This is a genomic window from Nonomuraea sp. NPDC001684 (assembly GCF_053596515.1).
This window is the reverse complement of record NZ_JBSFGJ010000002.1, coordinates 1-17,017: the sequence shown is the minus strand read 5'-3', so window position 1 is coordinate 17,017 and position 17,017 is coordinate 1. Positions and strand designations below refer to the sequence as shown.

14 protein-coding genes are annotated in these 17,017 nt (G+C 69.0%); 8 read left to right on the top strand and 6 right to left on the bottom strand.

Translation table 11 applies throughout. From position 1 onward, the window contains the following. Positions 1-205 precede the first annotated feature (205 nt). Positions 206-2,494 (top strand): DEAD/DEAH box helicase, encoded by a 2,289-nt coding sequence (locus ACWCSD_RS00865; protein ID WP_449912274.1) that lies wholly within the window; start codon positions 206-208, stop codon positions 2,492-2,494. Here the strand turns inward: ACWCSD_RS00865 and ACWCSD_RS00860 are convergent. Both ACWCSD_RS00860 and ACWCSD_RS00855 read right to left on the bottom strand, forming a co-directional pair. Beyond that, the gene (locus ACWCSD_RS00860) at positions 2,491-2,628 is read right to left on the bottom strand and encodes a hypothetical protein (RefSeq protein ID WP_449912272.1); all 138 of its coding nucleotides are present in this window, start codon (positions 2,626-2,628) and stop codon (positions 2,491-2,493) included. The two genes, ACWCSD_RS00865 and ACWCSD_RS00860, sit on opposite strands and share 4 nt — an antisense overlap. Positions 2,629-3,087: 459 nt before the next feature. Then, entirely contained in the window at positions 3,088-3,546 is a 459-nt protein-coding gene (locus ACWCSD_RS00855) for a MarR family winged helix-turn-helix transcriptional regulator (RefSeq protein ID WP_358290429.1), read from the bottom strand. Between the two features lie 63 nt (positions 3,547-3,609). On the opposite strand from ACWCSD_RS00855, the gene ACWCSD_RS00850 reads away from it, so the two are divergent. Both ACWCSD_RS00850 and ACWCSD_RS00845 read left to right on the top strand, forming a co-directional pair. Further along, entirely contained in the window at positions 3,610-3,978 is a 369-nt protein-coding gene (locus tag ACWCSD_RS00850) for a VOC family protein (protein WP_397154696.1), read from the top strand. After that, a complete protein-coding gene (locus ACWCSD_RS00845) occupies positions 3,965-4,828 on the top strand; it encodes an NAD(P)H-binding protein (protein ID WP_449912269.1) in 864 nt (287 codons plus the stop codon). The genes ACWCSD_RS00850 and ACWCSD_RS00845 overlap by 14 nt, the downstream gene beginning before the upstream one ends. 277 nt (positions 4,829-5,105) lie before the next feature. On the opposite strand, the gene ACWCSD_RS00840 is transcribed toward ACWCSD_RS00845, so the two are convergent. The 3 genes from ACWCSD_RS00840 to ACWCSD_RS00830 form a co-directional block, all read right to left on the bottom strand. Further along, the gene (locus ACWCSD_RS00840) at positions 5,106-5,468 is read right to left on the bottom strand and encodes an Rv3654c family TadE-like protein (protein ID WP_387677916.1); all 363 of its coding nucleotides are present in this window, start codon (positions 5,466-5,468) and stop codon (positions 5,106-5,108) included. A 227-nt stretch (positions 5,469-5,695) separates the two neighbouring features. Next, positions 5,696-5,980 carry a TadE family type IV pilus minor pilin gene (locus ACWCSD_RS00835; protein WP_449912337.1) on the bottom strand — a complete coding sequence of 95 codons (285 nt, stop codon included), beginning with the start codon at positions 5,978-5,980 and terminating at the stop codon, positions 5,696-5,698. Positions 5,981-6,072: 92 nt separating this feature from the next. Continuing rightward, positions 6,073-6,186, bottom strand: coding sequence for a DUF4244 domain-containing protein (locus ACWCSD_RS00830; RefSeq protein WP_449912335.1), 114 nt, complete (start codon positions 6,184-6,186; stop codon positions 6,073-6,075). Positions 6,187-6,427: 241 nt separating this feature from the next. Between ACWCSD_RS00830 and ACWCSD_RS00825 the strand changes: the two genes are divergently transcribed. The 3 genes from ACWCSD_RS00825 (at position 6,428) to ACWCSD_RS00815 (ending at position 13,402) form a co-directional block, all read left to right on the top strand. Continuing rightward, complete coding sequence (locus ACWCSD_RS00825; protein ID WP_449912267.1) at positions 6,428-7,327, top strand: hypothetical protein; 900 nt, start codon at positions 6,428-6,430, stop codon at positions 7,325-7,327. A gap of 95 nt (positions 7,328-7,422) precedes the next feature. Further along, on the top strand, positions 7,423-11,514 hold the full coding sequence (locus ACWCSD_RS00820) for a caspase family protein (RefSeq protein WP_449912265.1): 4,092 nt from the start codon (positions 7,423-7,425) through the stop codon (positions 11,512-11,514). Between the two features lie 644 nt (positions 11,515-12,158). Then, positions 12,159-13,402, top strand: a protein-coding gene (locus ACWCSD_RS00815) for an IS3 family transposase (RefSeq protein WP_449912263.1) whose coding sequence is annotated in 2 segments (ribosomal slippage) — positions 12,159-12,441 and positions 12,441-13,402 — 1,245 coding nt in all. Because the reading frame shifts where the segments join, the coding sequence is not laid out codon by codon here. 191 nt (positions 13,403-13,593) lie between these two features. On the opposite strand, the gene ACWCSD_RS00810 is transcribed toward ACWCSD_RS00815, so the two are convergent. Beyond that, positions 13,594-14,196, bottom strand: a complete 603-nt coding sequence (locus tag ACWCSD_RS00810) for a hypothetical protein (protein ID WP_449912261.1) — start codon at positions 14,194-14,196, stop codon at positions 13,594-13,596. A 504-nt stretch (positions 14,197-14,700) separates the two neighbouring features. On the opposite strand from ACWCSD_RS00810, the gene ACWCSD_RS00805 reads away from it, so the two are divergent. Together ACWCSD_RS00805 and ACWCSD_RS00800 are read left to right on the top strand one after the other, a co-directional pair. Next, positions 14,701-16,218: a hypothetical protein gene (locus ACWCSD_RS00805; protein WP_449912259.1), complete on the top strand. Its 1,518-nt coding sequence runs from the start codon at positions 14,701-14,703 to the stop codon at positions 16,216-16,218. A 446-nt stretch (positions 16,219-16,664) separates the two neighbouring features. Beyond that, a partial coding sequence (locus ACWCSD_RS00800) for an SDR family NAD(P)-dependent oxidoreductase (protein WP_449912257.1) occupies positions 16,665-17,017 on the top strand: 353 nt, incomplete at its 3' end.

The window sequence follows — 17,017 nt, the reverse complement described above, 5'->3', positions numbered from 1 at the left end:
TCCACTCCTCGCCCACCTGCTCGGAGTTCCCGCACGTCATGAGCGTGTCACCCATGTGGAGCATGTTCCAGCACGTCAGGCGGGTCAAGCCCGTTGGCCGGACTGGGCTCCGGAAGTCCTGGTTACGCGCTTGGCGAACCGTGGAGTTACAGGACTCTGGCCCCACCAGTACGAAGCCGCCGACCTGGCTTTCCGTGGCCGAAACGTGATCATCAGTACGGGAACGGCCTCGGGCAAGTCCCTGGCGTACCTCACGCCGGCGGTGGCCTCCTGCCTCGACGGCGGCACCGTCCTGTACCTGACGCCGACCAAGGCCCTGGCCGCCGACCAGCTCCGCGGCCTGCGCGAACTGCGCATCACGCAGGTGCGCGCCGCCTGCTTCGACGGCGACACCCCTTTCGAGGAACGTACGTGGGTCCGCCAGCACGCCAACTACGTCCTGACCAATCCGGACATGCTTCACCGCGGTGTCCTGCCCCGGCACGCGCAGTGGTCCTCGTTCTTCCGCCGCCTCCGCATGGTCGTCGTGGACGAGTGCCATGGATACCGCGGCGTCTTCGGCTCGCACGTGGCCCAGATCCTGCGCCGCCTGCGCCGGGTCTGCGCCCGGTACGGCTCGCGCCCCACGTTCGTGCTCGCCTCGGCCACCGCGAGCGAGCCCGGCGTGTTCGCCATGAGGCTGACGGGGCTTGAGATGGACGAGGTGACCACCGATGCCTCGCCGAAGGGTTCCACGACCATCGCGCTCTGGGAACCGCCCCTGACGGATCTGCGGGGCGAGGGAGGGGCTCCTGTGCGTCGCACGGCGACCGCGGAGACCGCTGACCTCCTCGCGGACCTGGTTCTGGCGAACGTACGGACGCTCGCATTCGTGCGTTCGCGACGCGGCGCGGAGACGGTCGCCCTGTCCGCCCGCGCCAAACTCGCCGACGTCGCCTTCTCCGTCACCGCGCCTTGGCCTCCCCAAGCCACCCCCGAAACCGCTCCCGCGGACTTCTCCCCCAGCGCCGAGCCCCCGCCGCTCGCCTCCTCCTCGACCTCTCAGGACTCCGCTTCCCGCACCGGAAGCGCCGCCTCCGGCGCCCAGGACCCGCGCCACCCCATCCCCGCGAGCCCGCTCACCTGGGCGATCCCCGACGACGTCCAAGACCTGGCCGCCCTCCCCGACAAGGTCGCCGCCTACCGCGCCGGCTACCTCGCCGAGGACCGCCGTCTCCTGGAGAAGGCCCTGCGCGCCGGCACCCTCATGGGCCTGGCCACCACGAACGCCCTCGAACTCGGCGTGGACGTCTCGGGCCTGGACGCCGTACTGATCGCCGGCTGGCCCGGCACCCGCGCCTCCCTCTGGCAGCAGGCCGGCCGGGCGGGACGCGACGGCCAGGACGCCCTCGCCGTGCTCATCGCCAGGGACGATCCCCTGGACACCTACCTCGTCCACCACCCGCAGGCCCTGTTCGGACGGCCGGTGGAGGCGATCGTCCTGGACCCGGACAACCCGTACGTCCTGGGCCCACATCTGTGCGCCGCCGCCGCCGAGATCCCGCTGACGGACGACGACCTGCCCGTCTTCGGCACCACCACCCCCGACGTCCTGGAAGACCTGGTCGCCCGGAACCTCCTGAGACGCCGTCCCGCGGGCTGGTTCTGGACCCGTCGCGAACGCGCCACCGACCTCGCCGACATCAGAGGCGGCGGAGGCGCCCCGATCCAGGTGGTCGAGTCCTCGACCGGCCGCCTGCTCGGCAGCGTGGACGAGCCGTCCGCCCACACCACGGTCCACACCGGCGCGGTCTACATCCACCAGGGCGAGACCTTCCTCGTGGAGACCCTCGACCTGGACTCCGGAGTCGCCCTGGTCGAGGCCGCCAATCCCGACTACTCCACGTTCGCCCGCGACATCACCGACATCTCCATCCTGGCCACCCAGCGCTCCCGCTCCCTCGGCCCGGGAACGCTGCACTTCGGCGAGGTGGAGGTGACCAGGCAGGTGGTCTCGTACCTGAAAAGGCGCCTGCAGTCAGGCGAGATGCTCGGCGACGAACCCCTCGACCTGCCGCCCCGCACCCTCCGCACCCGCGCGGTCTGGTGGACCCTGCCCGCCACGGCGGTCGCGCCGCTCGCGGCGGCGGACATCGACCTCGGCGGCGCCGCACACGCCGCCGAGCACGCCTCGATCGGCCTGCTCCCCCTGTTCGCCACCTGCGACCGATGGGACATCGGCGGCGTCTCCACCGAACTGCACGCCGACACCGGCCTGCTCACCGTCTTCGTGTACGACGGCCACGAAGGCGGCGCGGGCTTCGCCGAACGCGGCTACGCGCGGGCCACCGACTGGCTGACGGCCACGCGTGAGGCGATCGCGTCCTGCGAGTGCGAGCGCGGGTGCCCGTCCTGCATCCAGTCCCCGAAGTGCGGCAACGGCAACGAGCCCCTGCACAAACGCGGCGCGCTCCAGCTCCTGGACATCCTCCTCACCCCCGGCCCCCTGTCCTAACTGTCACCCTTCTCCGGCCGACGCCCCGCACGCATCCGCTCTGCTTCGTCGTCGTAGGCGTCATCGTCATCGTCGGCGGCCCAGAAGTCGCCGGCGCCCGGCAGCGGACGCTCCCAGAAGCCGCTGTCCTCCATGCACCTGGGCGACGGGGGCAGGTAGTCGTCCCATCGCTGCTCCAGGGGTGGCGGGTGGGACAGCGGGCCGGGCTCGGGAACGTCCGTGACGGCTCAGCTGGGCAATGCGATGCACGGCGGCTCCTGCCGCACATCCCGCCCTGTCTCCCCCGCCGTTTCCCGGCCCGTTTCCGGCCGAGCCCCATGACGGGCTGACTCCTGTACTTCCTGGGCCGCGCGTAAGTCCTGCACGCTCAGCTGGATAGGCAGAACAACCGGCGCCTCCCCCGACGCCCCACCCGGCACCTTCGCCACCCTGGGCTCCGCCTCGCCCCCACACGGGCCTTCACTAATTCGCTCGCCTGACGATTTATCGACTCAATCGCAGAACAAGGTGCCGGTTTTCGAGGTCACTCGCACAGATTTCCACGCCCGCCCGCACCCCTGACCCGACGCGGCGAGTCGTGCACCGAGAAACGACTAGGCACCGCCGTCACCATCGCGCAGCGAATGAATCATGCTCTGCAAAATCCGGAACGCGTCCGACTGCTCGGCGTCGGTCATGCCGGCCAGCATTCTGACCTCGACGGACCGGACCGCCGCGCTCGCCTTCTCCAGACTCCGTCGTCCGCGAGGCGTGAGCCGCGCCGGAAGAGCCTTTCCGACGGGCGCCTCCGCTGGCCTGGTCACGTAGCCGTCTCGTTCCAGGGTCTGGAGCAGCACGTTCATCGACTGCCGGGTCACGAACGCGCCACGCGCGAGCTCGGAGTTCGACAAGCCCGGTCGTTGAGCCAGCAACTCCAGGCAGGAGTAGTGCGTCACGGTCATCCCGAGTGGCCGCAGCACCTCCTCCATGGCTGCGCGCAGGGCGCTCGAAGCCTCTTTCAGCAGGTAGCCCAGCGATTTGTCCAGGTCGACGCCGGCACCGTTTTGACTCATGTCAGTATTCTGACATACATTGCGACGTGTCAGCTAACTGACATGACGACAAGGAGCATCACCATGCCCGTCACCGGCCCCGACTTCATCTCCCTGCAAGCGCGCGACCTCAACGCTTCGCAGGCGTTCTACGAGCAGTACCTCGGCCTCGTCCGCTCGCAGGCCGGTCCTCCGCACGCCGTCGTCTTCGAGACGAAGCCGATCGCGTTCGCACTCCGCGAGGTCGTTCCCGGCACCGATCTCGCCTCCGTTCCCCAGCCCGGCATCGGTGCCGCGATCTGGCTCCACGCCACCGACGTCCAGGCCATCCACGACGCCCTCGTCGCCGACGGTCACACCATCGTCTCCGCACCGATCGACGGCCCCTTCGGCCGCACCTTCACCTTCGCCGACCCCGACGGCTACCAGATCACCCTCCATGACCGCGCCTGAGGCGAGCACCCTCGTCTTCGGGGCCACCGGGGCACTCGGTCGCCACGTCCTGAACGCGCTGGTCGCTCGGGGAACCAGCCCAGGAACGATCACCGCGGCCGGTCGGAACCAAGCGCGCCTCGGGGAACTTGCTTCCACCGGGTTCGGCACCGCCGCCGTCGACCTGTCGGATTCGGCCAGCGTCGCAGCGCTGGTTGCCAGGCACTCCGACATCGTGTTGATCTCGGACAGAGACCCGAACCGCCTTGCTCAGCACGAGTCGATCGTCAAGGCGGCGAAGAACGCCAAGGTCCGACACGTCTACTACACCAGCGGAGTCCGGGCCGACGACGACCGCTTCGAGATCAACGCGGACCACAGAGCGACAGAGGACGCTCTCACCGCTTCCGGCGTGACGTACACGATCCTGCGGAACACCTGGTACATCGAGAACTACATCCAGGCGCTGGCAGGCCCCCGCTTCTCCGGCGTTCTGGCCGCCGCGACCGGCAACGCCGTCGTTGCCCCAGCCAGCCGGAAGGACCTGGCTGAGGCGTTGGCCACCGTCGTCACCACAGACGGGCACGACAATGTGACTTACAGCCTCTCCGGCGACACGAACTTCAGCTACGCCGACATAGCCGAAGCAATGTCGGTCGTCCTGAAGCGCGAGGTCACCTACCGGCCTGTCACTCCCGAAGAATTGCAGGCAGCGCTCATCAACTCGGGGATGGACAGCGAACTGGCCGGCTTCTTGGCACGTCTCGATGAAACCATCGCCGCCGGAGTCTTCGCTCGGGTCGGTGACGATCTTCCTCGACTCCTCGGCAGGCCAACCACCGGCCTGGTCGAGGGACTGACAGCAGAGTGAACACCGGGGCTGGCGCAGGCGAATCGACATCTCGGCTCGCGCCGCCCCTTCTCCCGATCAGCGCGTCTGGCGCAACGCCGTCAGTTTGAATCACGGTCGAAGCGGGCGGCCATAGAGACTGCACGCATGTGGGCCACGACGCCGGCACGCGTTTCTCAGCCTGAGGAGCCGGTCGCCGGACTCGCGCGACACGCCCCCAGGCTTGCACGTGTCGCGGTCGGTCACGCGCCCCCAAGGCCCAGGACGGTGGCCTGACGGCCGACTGCTGCAACGGTTGCTACCCAGGTGACATCGTGACCGGCCCCGCGCGAGACCTGCCCGTAAGAGTGTGTGCTCCGGCGATCGGCAAGGTGATCGACAGAGAGGTCCGGACATCCGCGATCTCTCCCGTGATCTCACAAGCCGCCAGCCGGACGCCGTTCCTTCTGGCCAACGCGGCCGCCCTGCCGCAAGCGCCCTCCGGATCGATGATCGCCGCTCTGGCAGCGGCCAGAGCGCTCAGATCGGCCGCGCTGTCAACCCGATGGCGAGCCACCCGAACCGCCCCCACGGAGGCCAACCCTCCGGCAACCGCCATCAGGAGCCCCATGAGGGCCACTCCCCATAAGGTCGCCGACCCTCGTTCCTTGTGCTTGATCATCCTTGTCCTCGGAGTGATTGATCGGTGAAGCTCGTCGCTTCGCCCGGCTTTGAGACGCTTCTGCGCCTCCCGCACGGACGATCTCCGTGCCGCGTCGCGGAGTTGTTGTCTCTTCTTGTGGGTAGAAGACGCCGTAGGGGTTGGAGATTTCGCCCCCCGACTGCCAGGAGGACACGAGGGCTCATGTCCTCCTGGCAGATCTCATTTCGGCGAGTACCTGCGTGACGTCATGGTTCTGTGGCGGCTGTCGCCGAGGCCGACACGGGGACGGCCGGTAGCGAAACGCCCCAAGCTGGTCGTACATCTACTGCGATCTCTACGTGGGTGAACTCTGCGTCGCGGGTGATCCCTACGTGGGCGTCTGGGCGAGTGGCCGAGCGGGCGAGCTCGCGGACCTGGTCCAGCGGCTCACCTCGGGCTGCGGCGCGCACTGCCGCTCGGGCTGCGTCTACACATTCCAGTTGGACGTTCACCGCTTGTATGGCCCAGAGCGCGGCTGCCAGGACGATCATGAGCGCGGGCAGCATGGCGGCGGTCTCGGCCGTCACCGAACCGCGTGATGCCGACCGATTCCTGGTGGCGGCGTTCCGCGTCTGGTGGAGGGTCATCCGGTCATCTTGAGCGCTCGGTCTATGAGGGACTTCAGCATCTCCTGTACCTCTGGGCTGCTGACCACCTTGAACAGGAGCGCGGCGAAGGCGCAGGCCGCAGAGCTTATCTTGGGTTGTTGACCTCTTCCCGCACGTCAGAGCCATATGATCTTGTCTGGCACGTAAGGCACATGGGCTGGCGTCCGCGACGTGGCGTGCGGCGGATGCGTGTCTGCTCAAGGGATCGCCGCGCCAGGCTGCCCGGGCGCTGAATCGTGATGTTCTGTCGCGTCAAGTCGCTGTACGTGACCTTGTGATCGCACTACCGTCGGCTCAGGCGGGTGTGCGAGACGAGCGCGGGCAGGGGCGATGGCGCGGATCGTGGCGGTGCACGGGGTGGGCAAGCAACTGCTCGGCGAGCGGTCGCTGCTGAAGGAGTGGCGGCCGGCGTTGCTGGACGGGCTACGCCGGGCCGGCGGCCCGGCGCCGGCCGACAGCGAGGTGGCGATGGCGTTCTACGGCGACCTGTTCCGGCCGCCGGGCCAGACGCTGGCGGTGGGGGACCCACTGTTTACTGCCGCCGACGTGGACGACGGCCTGGAGACCGATCTGCTACTGGCCTGGTGGCAGGCCGCCGCCGAGGTCGATCCGGAAGTTGCGCCGCCCGGGGGTGACACCCTGGCCCGGACGCCGCGTTCGGTGCAGGCCGCGTTGCGGGCATTGCAGACCTCACGTTTCTTCGCCGACCTGGCGTTGCGGGCGCTGGTGTTCGATCTGAAGCAGGTGCGCCGGTATCTGACCGACCCGCGGCTGCGGCAGGCGGCCCGGGACCGGGTGGCGGCGCTGATCGGGCCGGACACGCGGGTGGTGGTGGCGCATTCGCTCGGCTCGGTGATCGCCTACGAGGCGCTGTGCGCGCTGGCCGCCGGCCAGGACGAGCACGCAGGCGGTCACGAGGGCGGTCACAAGGGCGGCGGGCATGGGGTGCGCGCGCTGGTCACCTTAGGCTCCCCGCTGGGCATGCGCATGATCTTCGATCGGCTGCAGCCCGGACCAGATCCGGTCGGCTGCTGGCCCGGCGGTGACGGGCTGGTGTGGACGAACGTGGTCGATCACGGCGACGTCGTGGCCTTGGTGAAGGACCTGCGGCCGTACTTCGGTGAGCGGGTGATCGGGCAGGTGGTGCACAACGGGGCGCACGCCCACGACGCCACCCGCTACCTCACCGACCAGCGCACCGGCACCGCCATCCGCGCAGGCCTGCAATGACCGGCCCTGACGACGCGGCGCCGGCCACCGCCCGCTCATCCTCCTCCCGAGATGATGGGGGCGAGAGGCAGGCGCGCCGGTATCTGATCGCCACGGTGATCAGCCGCTACCCGAAAGCACCGGCGGACCTGGGCTGGGACCGGCCCGATCTCGTGCAGGCCCGCGACACGATCATCGGCTTGTTCACCCGCCAGCTCGGCTACCAGCACGTCACCGGTCTGGGGCTGGATCCGACCGCCGAGCAGCTCACCTCCCAGCTGCGCGCGTTCTGCATCTCGCCCGAGCGGCGCGAGGACGACCTGATCGCGGTCTACATCGCCGGGCACGGCGAGGTCCTTGACGACATCGGCGAGCACGTGCTGCTGACCTCCGACACAGACCCCGACGATGTCGCCGACGCGTTGCCGACCCTGACGCTGGCCAAGAAGATGCTGCAGAAAACCCGGGTGCGCCGGCTGCTGCTGATCCTGGACACCTGCTATTCCGGCCAAGGCGGCAACCAGGCCGCCGCCCGCGCCCTGGCCCAGCTCGACACCCGATGGGGGCAGCAGAGCGGTACCGGGTTCGCCGTCATCACCTCCGCCCAGCCCAACGAGCTCGCCCGCACCGGCGCGTTGCCTCACCTGCTCGAGCAGGCCGTCACCAGCCGGGCCACCGCCGGGCACGGTCCGGCTAGCCTGCCGCTGGACGCGGTCGTGCAGCACATGGCCGAGCATCCGGACCGGCCGGGCCACCAGCACATCGGCCTGAACCTGGTCGGGCTCACCGGCACGATCCCCGGCTTCCTGCTCAATCCTCGCCATGACGCCCGGCTGACGGAGGTGGACCTGGCGATCCAGCAGGCCGCCGAGTGGGATGCCCAGGCCGAGCGGCGTGAGATCGAGTTCCGCACCCGCCTGCTGGTGCGGGCGATGGGCAGCGCCGGCAAGGGCCACAGCTGGTGGTTCACCGGTCGGCAGCAAGTCGTCGCCGACATCACCGGCTGGCTGCGCCGGCCCGATACGGCATCGGAGCGCCTCCCGCCGGCCCCGGACGCCTCCCCCGGCGACCATGCGGCCCTGGCCGTCACGGCAGGGCCTGGCTCAGGCAAGACGGCGGTGCTCGGGCTGATCGCCACGCTGACCCACCCCGAACACCGCCGAAGCGTCCCGATCGACAGCATCGGCCTGGCCGGGCACGTCCTTCCGGCGGTGGGGGACGTGGATGTGGTCATCTACGCCCAGAGCCTGACCGACGAGCAGGTCCTGGCCGGGATCGCCGCCGCCGCGCACGTGCAGGCCGAGAGCGTCGGGCAGCTGCTGAACGCGCTCCCCCCTGCCGGGCGCCGGGCCCGGCCGTTCACGGTGCTCATCGACGCCCTCGACGAGGCCGCCACCCCCGACAGCCTGTGCGACCGCGTCCTGGGGCCCTTGATCAAGCACTCCGGCGGCCGCTTGCGGCTGCTGCTCGGCACCCGCCCGCACCTGCTGGAGCGGCTGGGCCTGCGCCGGCAGGAGCAGATCGATCTGGACGCCGACCGCTACGCCGACCCGCACGCCCTGAAGGTCTACACCATCCGCAACCTGATGGAGGCCCGCCACGACTCCCCCTACTGGGACTGCGACCGCCCGCTGCGCGCCCGCATCGCCGCCGCGGTGGCGACCGCCGCGCACCCGTCATTCCTGGTCGCCCGGATCACCGCCGGCACCCTGGCCGCCGAGGAGCGCCTGCCCGACCCCGATGATGGTGCGTGGCGGGCGAGCCTGCCGCGGCTGCCCTCCCAGGCCATGCGCCAGGACCTGGAACGCCGCCTGGGCCCGGACGCCGGACGCGCCGCAGACCTGCTGCGCCCGCTGGCCTTCGCCGAAGGGCAGGGCCTGCCTTGGGAAGACGTGTGGCCGGCAGTGGCCACCGAGATGGCCACCGAGATGGCCGGCCGCACCTACACCAACGACGACCTGCACTGGCTGAGACGCGCGGCCGGCTCTTACGTGGTCGAGGCCATCGAATCCGGCCGGTCGGCCTACCGGCTGTACCACCAGGCCCTGGCCGAACACCTGCGCGAGGGTATCGGTGAGGCTGCCGTGCATACCGCCTTCACCCGCGCCCTGACCCAGCGCGTTCCCTACACCGCCGACGGCGACCACGACTGGGCTCGCGCCCACCCCTACAGCCACCACCACTTGGCCACCCACGCCGCCCGCGCAGGACTGCTGGACGACCTCATCACCGACACCGAATACCTCGTCCACGCCGATCCCGACACCCTGATCCCCCACCTGCACACCGTGCACACTCCGGTCGCCGAGCAGCACGCCGCCGTCTACCAGGCCTCGATCGGCACCCACCGGCACGCCACCCCCGAAACCCGCCGCCAGATCCTCGCCCTGGACGCCGCCCGCTACAACATCCCCGCCCTACTGACCGCCCTCAACAGCATGGCGGGCCCGCACGCCTGGAAACCGGTATGGGCGACCGGAACAGAGTTGTCCCGACCGGCACGCAACACCATGACCGGCCACACCGAGTGGGTGTACGCGGTGGCGTGCACGGTGCTGGACGGCCGCCCGGTCGCTGTCACCGGCTCTGCCGATGAGACAGTGCGGATCTGGGATCTGGCCACCGGCCGGCCCGTCGGTGATCCGCTGACCGGCCACACCCACTCCGTGATGGCAGTGGCGTGTACGGTGCTGGGCGGCCGCCCGGTCGCTGTCACCGGCTCTACTGATAAGACGGTGCGGGTCTGGGATCTGGCCACCGGCCAGCCCGTCGGTGATCGGCTGACCGGCCACACCGGCCCGGTGTACGCGGTGGCGTGCACGGTGCTGGACGGCCGCCCGGTCGCTGTCACCGGCTCCCGCGACGAGACGGTACGGATGTGGGATCTGGTCACCGGCAAGCCGATCGGCCGACAGTTGACCGGCCACACCAGCCCCGTGGGGGTGGTGGCGTGTACGGTGCTGGGCGGCCGCCCGGTCGCTGTCACCGGCTCTACTGATAAGACGGTGCGGGTCTGGGATCTGGCCACCGGCCAGCAGGTCGGTGACCCGCTGATCAGCCACACCAGCGCGGTGAACGCGGTGGCGTGCACGGTGCTGGACGGCCGCCCGGTCGCTGTCACCGGCTCCCGCGACGAGACGGTACGGATGTGGGATCTGGTCACCGGCAAGCCGATCGGCCGACAGTTGACCGGCCACACCAGCCCCGTGAGGGTGGTGGCGTGTACGGTGCTGGGCGGCCGCCCGGTCGCCATCACCGGCTCCCAAGATAAGACGGTGCGGGTTTGGGATCTGGCCTCCGGCCAACCGGTCGGCGCCCCCTTGACCGGCCACACCGGCCCGGTGGGCGCGGTGGCGTGCACGGTAGTGGACGGCCACCCGGTCGCCGTCACCGGCTCCGACGATCACTCGGTGCGGGTCTGGGATCTGGCCACCCGTCAATCCGTCGGTGACCCGCTGACCGGCCACACCAGCCCCGTGATGGCAGTGGCGTGCACGGTGGTGGACGGCCACCCGGTCGCCGTCACCGGCTCCTACGATGTACTGGTCTGGGATCTGGCCACCGGCCGGCCCGTCGGCGACCCGCTGACCGCCCTCACCGGCTCGGTGGCGTGCACGGTGGTGGACGGCCGCCCGGTCGCCGTCACCGGCTCCCGCGATCAGTCGGTGCAGGTTTGGGATCTGGCCACCGGCCGGCCCGTCGGTGATCTGCTGACCGGCCACACCGGCCCGGTGGGCGCGGTGGCGTGCACGGTAGTGGACGGCCGCCCGGTCGCCGTCACCGGCTCCGACGATTACTCGGTGCGGGTTTGGGATCTGGCCACCCGTCAATCCGTCGGTGACCCGCTGACCGGCCACACCGGCTCGGTGGACGCGGTGGCGTGCACGGTGCTGGACGGCCGCCCGGTCGCCGTCACCGGCTCCCGCGATCAGTCGGTGCGGGTCTGGGATCTGGCCACCGGCCGGCTCGTCGGTGATCCGCTGACCGGCCACACCGGCTCGGTGGACGCGGTGGCGTGCACGGTGCTGGACGGCCGCCCGGTCGCCGTCACCGGCTCCGACGACCACACGATGCGGATCTGGGACCTGCAGATGCGGCACCTTGCGGACGTCATTCATCTGCCGAGTGAGTGTTCAGGCGTTGCCGTCACGGACAGCGGGCTTGTTGTCTGTGCCTTCGGTAGAGATCTGGCCGCCCTCAGGCGGTGAGTTCAACCGAGTCACCGTGACGAACTCGACGAACAGGTCCTCCAGGAGCCCGCAGGCAACGGCCCTGCAGGCGGCGACACACCCGCCCGGCTGCCGAACCCGGCCCCGCGTCCGGCGTCCACCGAGCCCGGCGCGCGAGTCGGAGCTCCGCGAACCGGCGCACCGCACCGGCCCGGGCTCAGGTCCCGCCCTTCGACGACCGCCACGACGACCGCCAGGCCCCTACCGATACGTCCGGCGAAGGCCTCGCCGGACAGGGCGCCTCGATGGTTATCTTGGGTTGTCGACCTCTTCCCACAGGTCTAAGCCATATGATCTTGTCAGGCACGTAAAGGCACATGGGCTGGCGTCCGCGACGTGGTATGCGGCGGATGCGTGTCTGCTCAAGGGATCGCCGCGCCAGGCTGCCCGAGCGCCGAATCGTGATGTTCTGTCGCGTCAAGTCGCTGTACGTGATGTTGTGCTCGCACTACGATGGTTATTTTGGGTTTTTGGTGTCTTCCCGCAGGTCAGAGATCGATGATCTTGTCAGGCACGTAAGGCACGTGGACCGGCCTCGAAGGCACGTTGCATCGAAGGCGTGCCAGGGTGTTTGAATCGTCCCGGGTTCGGTGGAGACTTGATCTCTTGAGAGGATCGAGTCCATGCCAGGTAAGTCTCCCTATCCCGCCGAGCTGCGCCGTCGAGCGGTGCGGATGGTCGCCGAAGTACGGCCGGATTACCCGACCGAGTGGGCCACGATCAACGCGGTGGCGACCAAGCTCGGCATCGGCACTGCGGAGACACTGCGCACTTGGGTCCGCCAGGCCCAGACCGACGAGGGCAGCCGGCCAGGCCGCACGACGGATGAGTCGGCCGAGCTGAAGCGGCTGCGCCGGGAGAACGCCGAACTGCGGCGGGCGAACGAGATCTTGAAGGCCGCGTCGGCTTTCTTCGCGGCCGAGCTCGACCGGCCACACACGCACTCGTGACCTTCATCGACCAGCACGCCGAGGTGTTCGGTGTCGAGCCGATCTGCCGTGTCCTGACCGAGCACGGCTGCTCCATCTCCACCAGTACGTACTACGCCGCCAAGAACCGACCGCCCTCGGCCAGGGCGGTGCGGGACGCCGAGTTGGACGAGCACATCGCTCGCATCCACGCTGATAACTACGGCGTCTATGGTGCCCGCAAGATATGGCACCAGCTGCAGCGGGAGGGGCATCGGGTGGCCCGCTGCACCGTCGAGCGGCGCATGCGTGTCCTGGGCCTGCAAGGTGCCCGTCGCGGGAAGAAGGTGCGAACCACGACACCCGACCCCGGGCATGAGCGGGCCGGCGACCGGCTGCAGCGCGACTTCACCGCCCAGCGGCCGAACGCTGCCTGGGTCGCCGACTTCACCCACGTTTCCGCTTGGTGCGGGGTGGTCTACGTGGCGTTCGTCGTCGACATTTACTCGCGGGCGATCGTCGGCTGGGCCGCCTCACTCACCAAGCACACCACCCTCGTACTGGATGCCCTGGACATGGCCCTGTGGCGGCGCGAACGCGCCGGCCATCCGGTCGAGCAGGGCTTGATCCATCACTCGGACGCGGGAAGTCAGTACACGTCTTTCCGGTTCACCACGCACCTGCTGGCGGCCGGGATCGACGCCTCCATCGGCACCGTCGGCGACGCGCTCGACAACGCCCTGATGGAATCGCAGATCGGCCTCTACAAGACCGAGCTGATCAAGCCCCGAGGCCCCTGGCGCAGCCTGGCCGACGTCGAGCTTGCCACCGCCGAATGGGTCGCCTGGTTCAACGCCACCCGCCTGCACTCAGCGATCGGTCACCTACCACCAGAGGAGTTCGAAGGTCTCTACTACGCTCAACACCACCCCAACGAACCCATCGCAATCAACCGCTGAGGTCTCCATCAAATCCGGGGCGATTCAGTTCGGCCGAGCTCGCGATGCCGGTCGGGCCGCTCTCAGGGGCTGGGGTTGGTCTGGTCAGCCTCTGCGATCGCGGCCACCCCACGAAATCCTGGACTCTTCCCAGGTCTGTATGCGGCCGGGGAGACCGCCCGAGCTGCCCGCTCGGCTTCCCTGGTATTGGTTCAGCGCGGGGGCCGGGAGGCGAGGTAGCGGGGGAGGTGATCGTCACAGCAGGCCCAGCGGGTGCCGGACTTGTCGGTAACGGTGTATTTGGGGTGGTTGGGGCAGGGGTTGTTGCGGTCGCCGCCGCCCCAGGTGCAGCGGGTGCGGCTGGCCCTGCCGAGTCGGGGATCGTCGGGGTCGTAGTCCTCGATTTTGGCGGCGGGTGGGCGCAGGCCGGTGCGGTCGCCAACCTCGACGACCTCGTCGGCCCCGAAGGCGCGGCTGGCGCCGGAGGGGCTGAGGTCGGCGGCCTGCCCCAGGGTTTCCAGGGTGTAGGGGCGTGGGGTGACGTAGGCGCGGCCGTAGGCGAGGAGGAGCCGGATCTGAGTGTCGGCATCCTTTTTGACCGCGACCAGATCCTCGATGGCGGTCAGCAGGGGATCGAACCCGGGGCCGCTGGCGTCCCATGCCGCGTCCAGGCTCTCGACGAACGCGGCGCGAGCTTCCTCGACACCGGCGACCGCAATGTCGAACGACTCGGATGTGGTCTCGTCGTGCTCGGTGGCGACCGGCATCGGGTGGCGGATCGCCGCGAGATCAGTAAGCATCTCCCGTGAAGTCATACGAGAAGCATGCAACATTTTTTGCATGAGTACAAGAATATTGTATGAAGATTGCAAGATTGAAGGAGTATAAGGTCTCCCGGCGGCGAATGATCTTCGCGCCCGCGCCGACAACAGCGACTTGTACGCCGCCGGGCGGCTGGTTGGCCTGGCCGCCCGCGACCGCTAGGACGTCGACCAGGGCACCCGGAGCGTCCCGCAAGAAACCGCCCTGCTTGCGGCTTGTTTCATGGGCGACCCATGCAACACCGCCCGCGGCCGGACGCGTCCCGCGCGGACGCTGGCTTCGCCGATGAGGATGCCGTTGAAGGCACGGAGCACTGCCCATCCGCGGGCGCGGCGCAGGGTCGCGGCGTCCGGGGCCGACTGGTAGGCGGCACGGAAGCGATCGGCGGCACCCCCACGGTCCTGTCCCGTACGTGATCCCTGCGCCAGGGAGGAGCATCAGATCACGAGTTGAGCACTTCGCCCCACAGACGATCCCAGCGCAGTGGAATCGGCTGCATGCGCCCTTCGGTTGTATGGACGGATGCCGATCTCGCCATGCCGCTTGCTCCGCCTGAGCCGTCAGGCTGGCAGCCTTTGTGGTGGGGCTTGCCCACCGGATGGGATGTGCCGATCTTCTCGGCCGACCTTAAGGGCTGGGTGGTCCACGAGGCGCAACGCCACTACGGGAAGCTATGGCCGGCCGTACCGGCCGAGCTGGCCACCGCCGAGCATCTGGCCGGGTGCGACCTACGTCCGCGCAACGCGCTGCGTCCCGACGCGTTTCTCATCGGCCCTGCTCACGTGAACGGTCGTCCAGCTTCCGTGCCCCAATCCGTACAGAACGCCCTCATCGACGACCACCATCTTCTCGTGGCCGCATCTTTGGGCATCCCCGGCGAGTTTCCCGCCGTCGTTGACCGGTATCCCGTACGTGCCCTGTATCGACACGACCAGGCGCTGCCCCACGACCGGCCGCCCACAGCAGCCGAACGCGCTGAGGATCGCTGGGAAGCGGCCACGTGGGCGACGAACGTCCTTGCCGATCCCGGTAGCGTCATCCTGGAGGTCGGCACCTGGGGGGAGATCGACAAGCCCGTCGACAACCAGCACGAGCGGGCCATGCTGTGCGACTTGGCGATCTACAGCAGCACGGGCGAGACATTGCTGGACACGCTGATCAATCCACTTCCCGGTGACGTTCTTCCGTCCGCGGATCTCGCACGACACCACGTCACGCCCAAGCAGGTGCGAGCCGCCCCGGCCTTCCGCGAAGTCCATGCCACGGTGGCCGCGATGCTGCGGGGACGACAGGTGGTGTGCCTCGATCGAGCCCGTACCTACGGCGTGTTGTTCTGCGAACTGGAATTGTGCGCCAACGGCGGCTACCCACCCGAAGGCAACGGCATGCTGGTACCCGACCACAAGGCTATGCTCCACAGGTGGAGCCGTGCCCGGTTCGCCTGCCTGCGCCTGGCCCGCTCTCGATTCGCCGGCCAGTGGGACAACCGATGCCAGCCCAACCTTGTCGACCGGGTGACCGAACCGGCCCGGGCGATCGAGCGTGCGAAGGCGGCGAGGGAGACACTGACAGCGATGGCCGCCACGGCGCCGAGCCGGTATCGGCAGTGGTGCCTTCAGATCGAACAGGCCGAGCGTGTCGGCCAGGATCAACGGCGGAAACTGACTATCCGTGAGCAGCGGATCAGAGAGCAACGCACCCGCGCCGCACTGCTGGAGCGCAGTGGCCGCCGGTGTGAGAATCCCACCTGTACCGACACCGGCTACCAGCAGGACGTCACCGATGCTGGTGAAGCGCTGCTGGAGGTGCACCACACCGATGGCGATCCCACCGCCGCGTTCGCCCGCGGAGCGCGCGACCACCCTGTCGCCGCGCTGGCCCTGTGCCGCAACTGCCATGGCCTGGTCACCCAGGGCCGCAACCGCGACAGGCTCAACCAGATCTTCGCCGCAGCGGCGAAGGAAGCACATCGGCGGCTCCTGGCGTTCCAAGCGCACTCGGGCGTGTCAGATTGATCTCGATGGTTCCGCTCTTATCTTGGGCTCTCAAGTGAACCTGCAGTTCAGCGGCCTGGTCAGGGTTAAGGCACGTTAGGCAAGTGGGCCGAGGGCGGTGAGTGTTGAGGCGGTGCACGCCGAAACGCCTCAACACTTACGCTGCGCTGATGAGCCGTGGGCTGGGGAAGATGGCCTGTCGTTAACAGCGCTGCGACGAAGTACATTCGAGGGTCGTAAGCCCTGGTCAGCGCCGCTTTCCGAAGGTGAAGTGAGCGGGAGCGCCGGCGGGCGGTGGGGTCGTGTTCGATGGTTATCTAGTGTTCTCAAGCGAAGTAGCTGGTCAGCCGCACGAAGGCTTGTAAGGCATGTCAGGCAAGTGTGCTGGCCGCGTTGCCGCACCGAGGTCCGAGTTGTCTGACGATAAAGGAGTGGTGGCGTTCAGCCGGACCAGCGATCATCGCCAGATGACCATCGAAGAGAGCGCAAGCGCGCAGCGAGGTCCTCTGGCTGGCCGTGTCGCGGTGGTGACCGGCGTGAGCCGGCAGGCCGGGATCGGGTTCGCCCTGACGCGGGAGCTGCTGGCCGCCGGTGCCAGGGTGTTGGTGCAGTCATGGACACCTCATGACGCTGGTCAGCCGTGGGGCAGCGACCCGGCGGGGATGGCCGGCGTGCTCGAGGCCCTGGGCGGCCTGGGCGACCGGCTGGCGCATGTCCAGGCCGATTTCGCCGATCCGCTGAAGCCGGCGTGGGTGATCGAGCAGGCTGTCCAGCGGTTCGGGCACGTTGACGTGCTGATCGCGAACCATGCCCGCAGCTC

What these genes read in the sequence shown, in the direction of transcription:
- ACWCSD_RS00855 (WP_358290429.1), bottom strand. Translation starts at nt 3,546, where the DNA reads ATGAGTCAAAACGGTGCCGGCGTCGACCTGGACAAATCGCTGGGCTAC.
- ACWCSD_RS00850 (WP_397154696.1), top strand. Translation starts at nt 3,610, where the DNA reads ATGCCCGTCACCGGCCCCGACTTCATCTCCCTGCAAGCGCGCGACCTC.
- ACWCSD_RS00835 (WP_449912337.1), bottom strand. Translation starts at nt 5,980, where the DNA reads ATGATCGTCCTGGCAGCCGCGCTCTGGGCCATACAAGCGGTGAACGTC.
- ACWCSD_RS00825 (WP_449912267.1), top strand. Translation starts at nt 6,428, where the DNA reads ATGGCGCGGATCGTGGCGGTGCACGGGGTGGGCAAGCAACTGCTCGGC.
- ACWCSD_RS00840 (WP_387677916.1), bottom strand. Translation starts at nt 5,468, where the DNA reads ATGATCAAGCACAAGGAACGAGGGTCGGCGACCTTATGGGGAGTGGCC.
- ACWCSD_RS00805 (WP_449912259.1), top strand. Translation starts at nt 14,701, where the DNA reads ATGCGCCCTTCGGTTGTATGGACGGATGCCGATCTCGCCATGCCGCTT.
- ACWCSD_RS00810 (WP_449912261.1), bottom strand. Translation starts at nt 14,196, where the DNA reads ATGACTTCACGGGAGATGCTTACTGATCTCGCGGCGATCCGCCACCCG.
- ACWCSD_RS00845 (WP_449912269.1), top strand. Translation starts at nt 3,965, where the DNA reads ATGACCGCGCCTGAGGCGAGCACCCTCGTCTTCGGGGCCACCGGGGCA.
- ACWCSD_RS00860 (WP_449912272.1), bottom strand. Translation starts at nt 2,628, where the DNA reads ATGGAGGACAGCGGCTTCTGGGAGCGTCCGCTGCCGGGCGCCGGCGAC.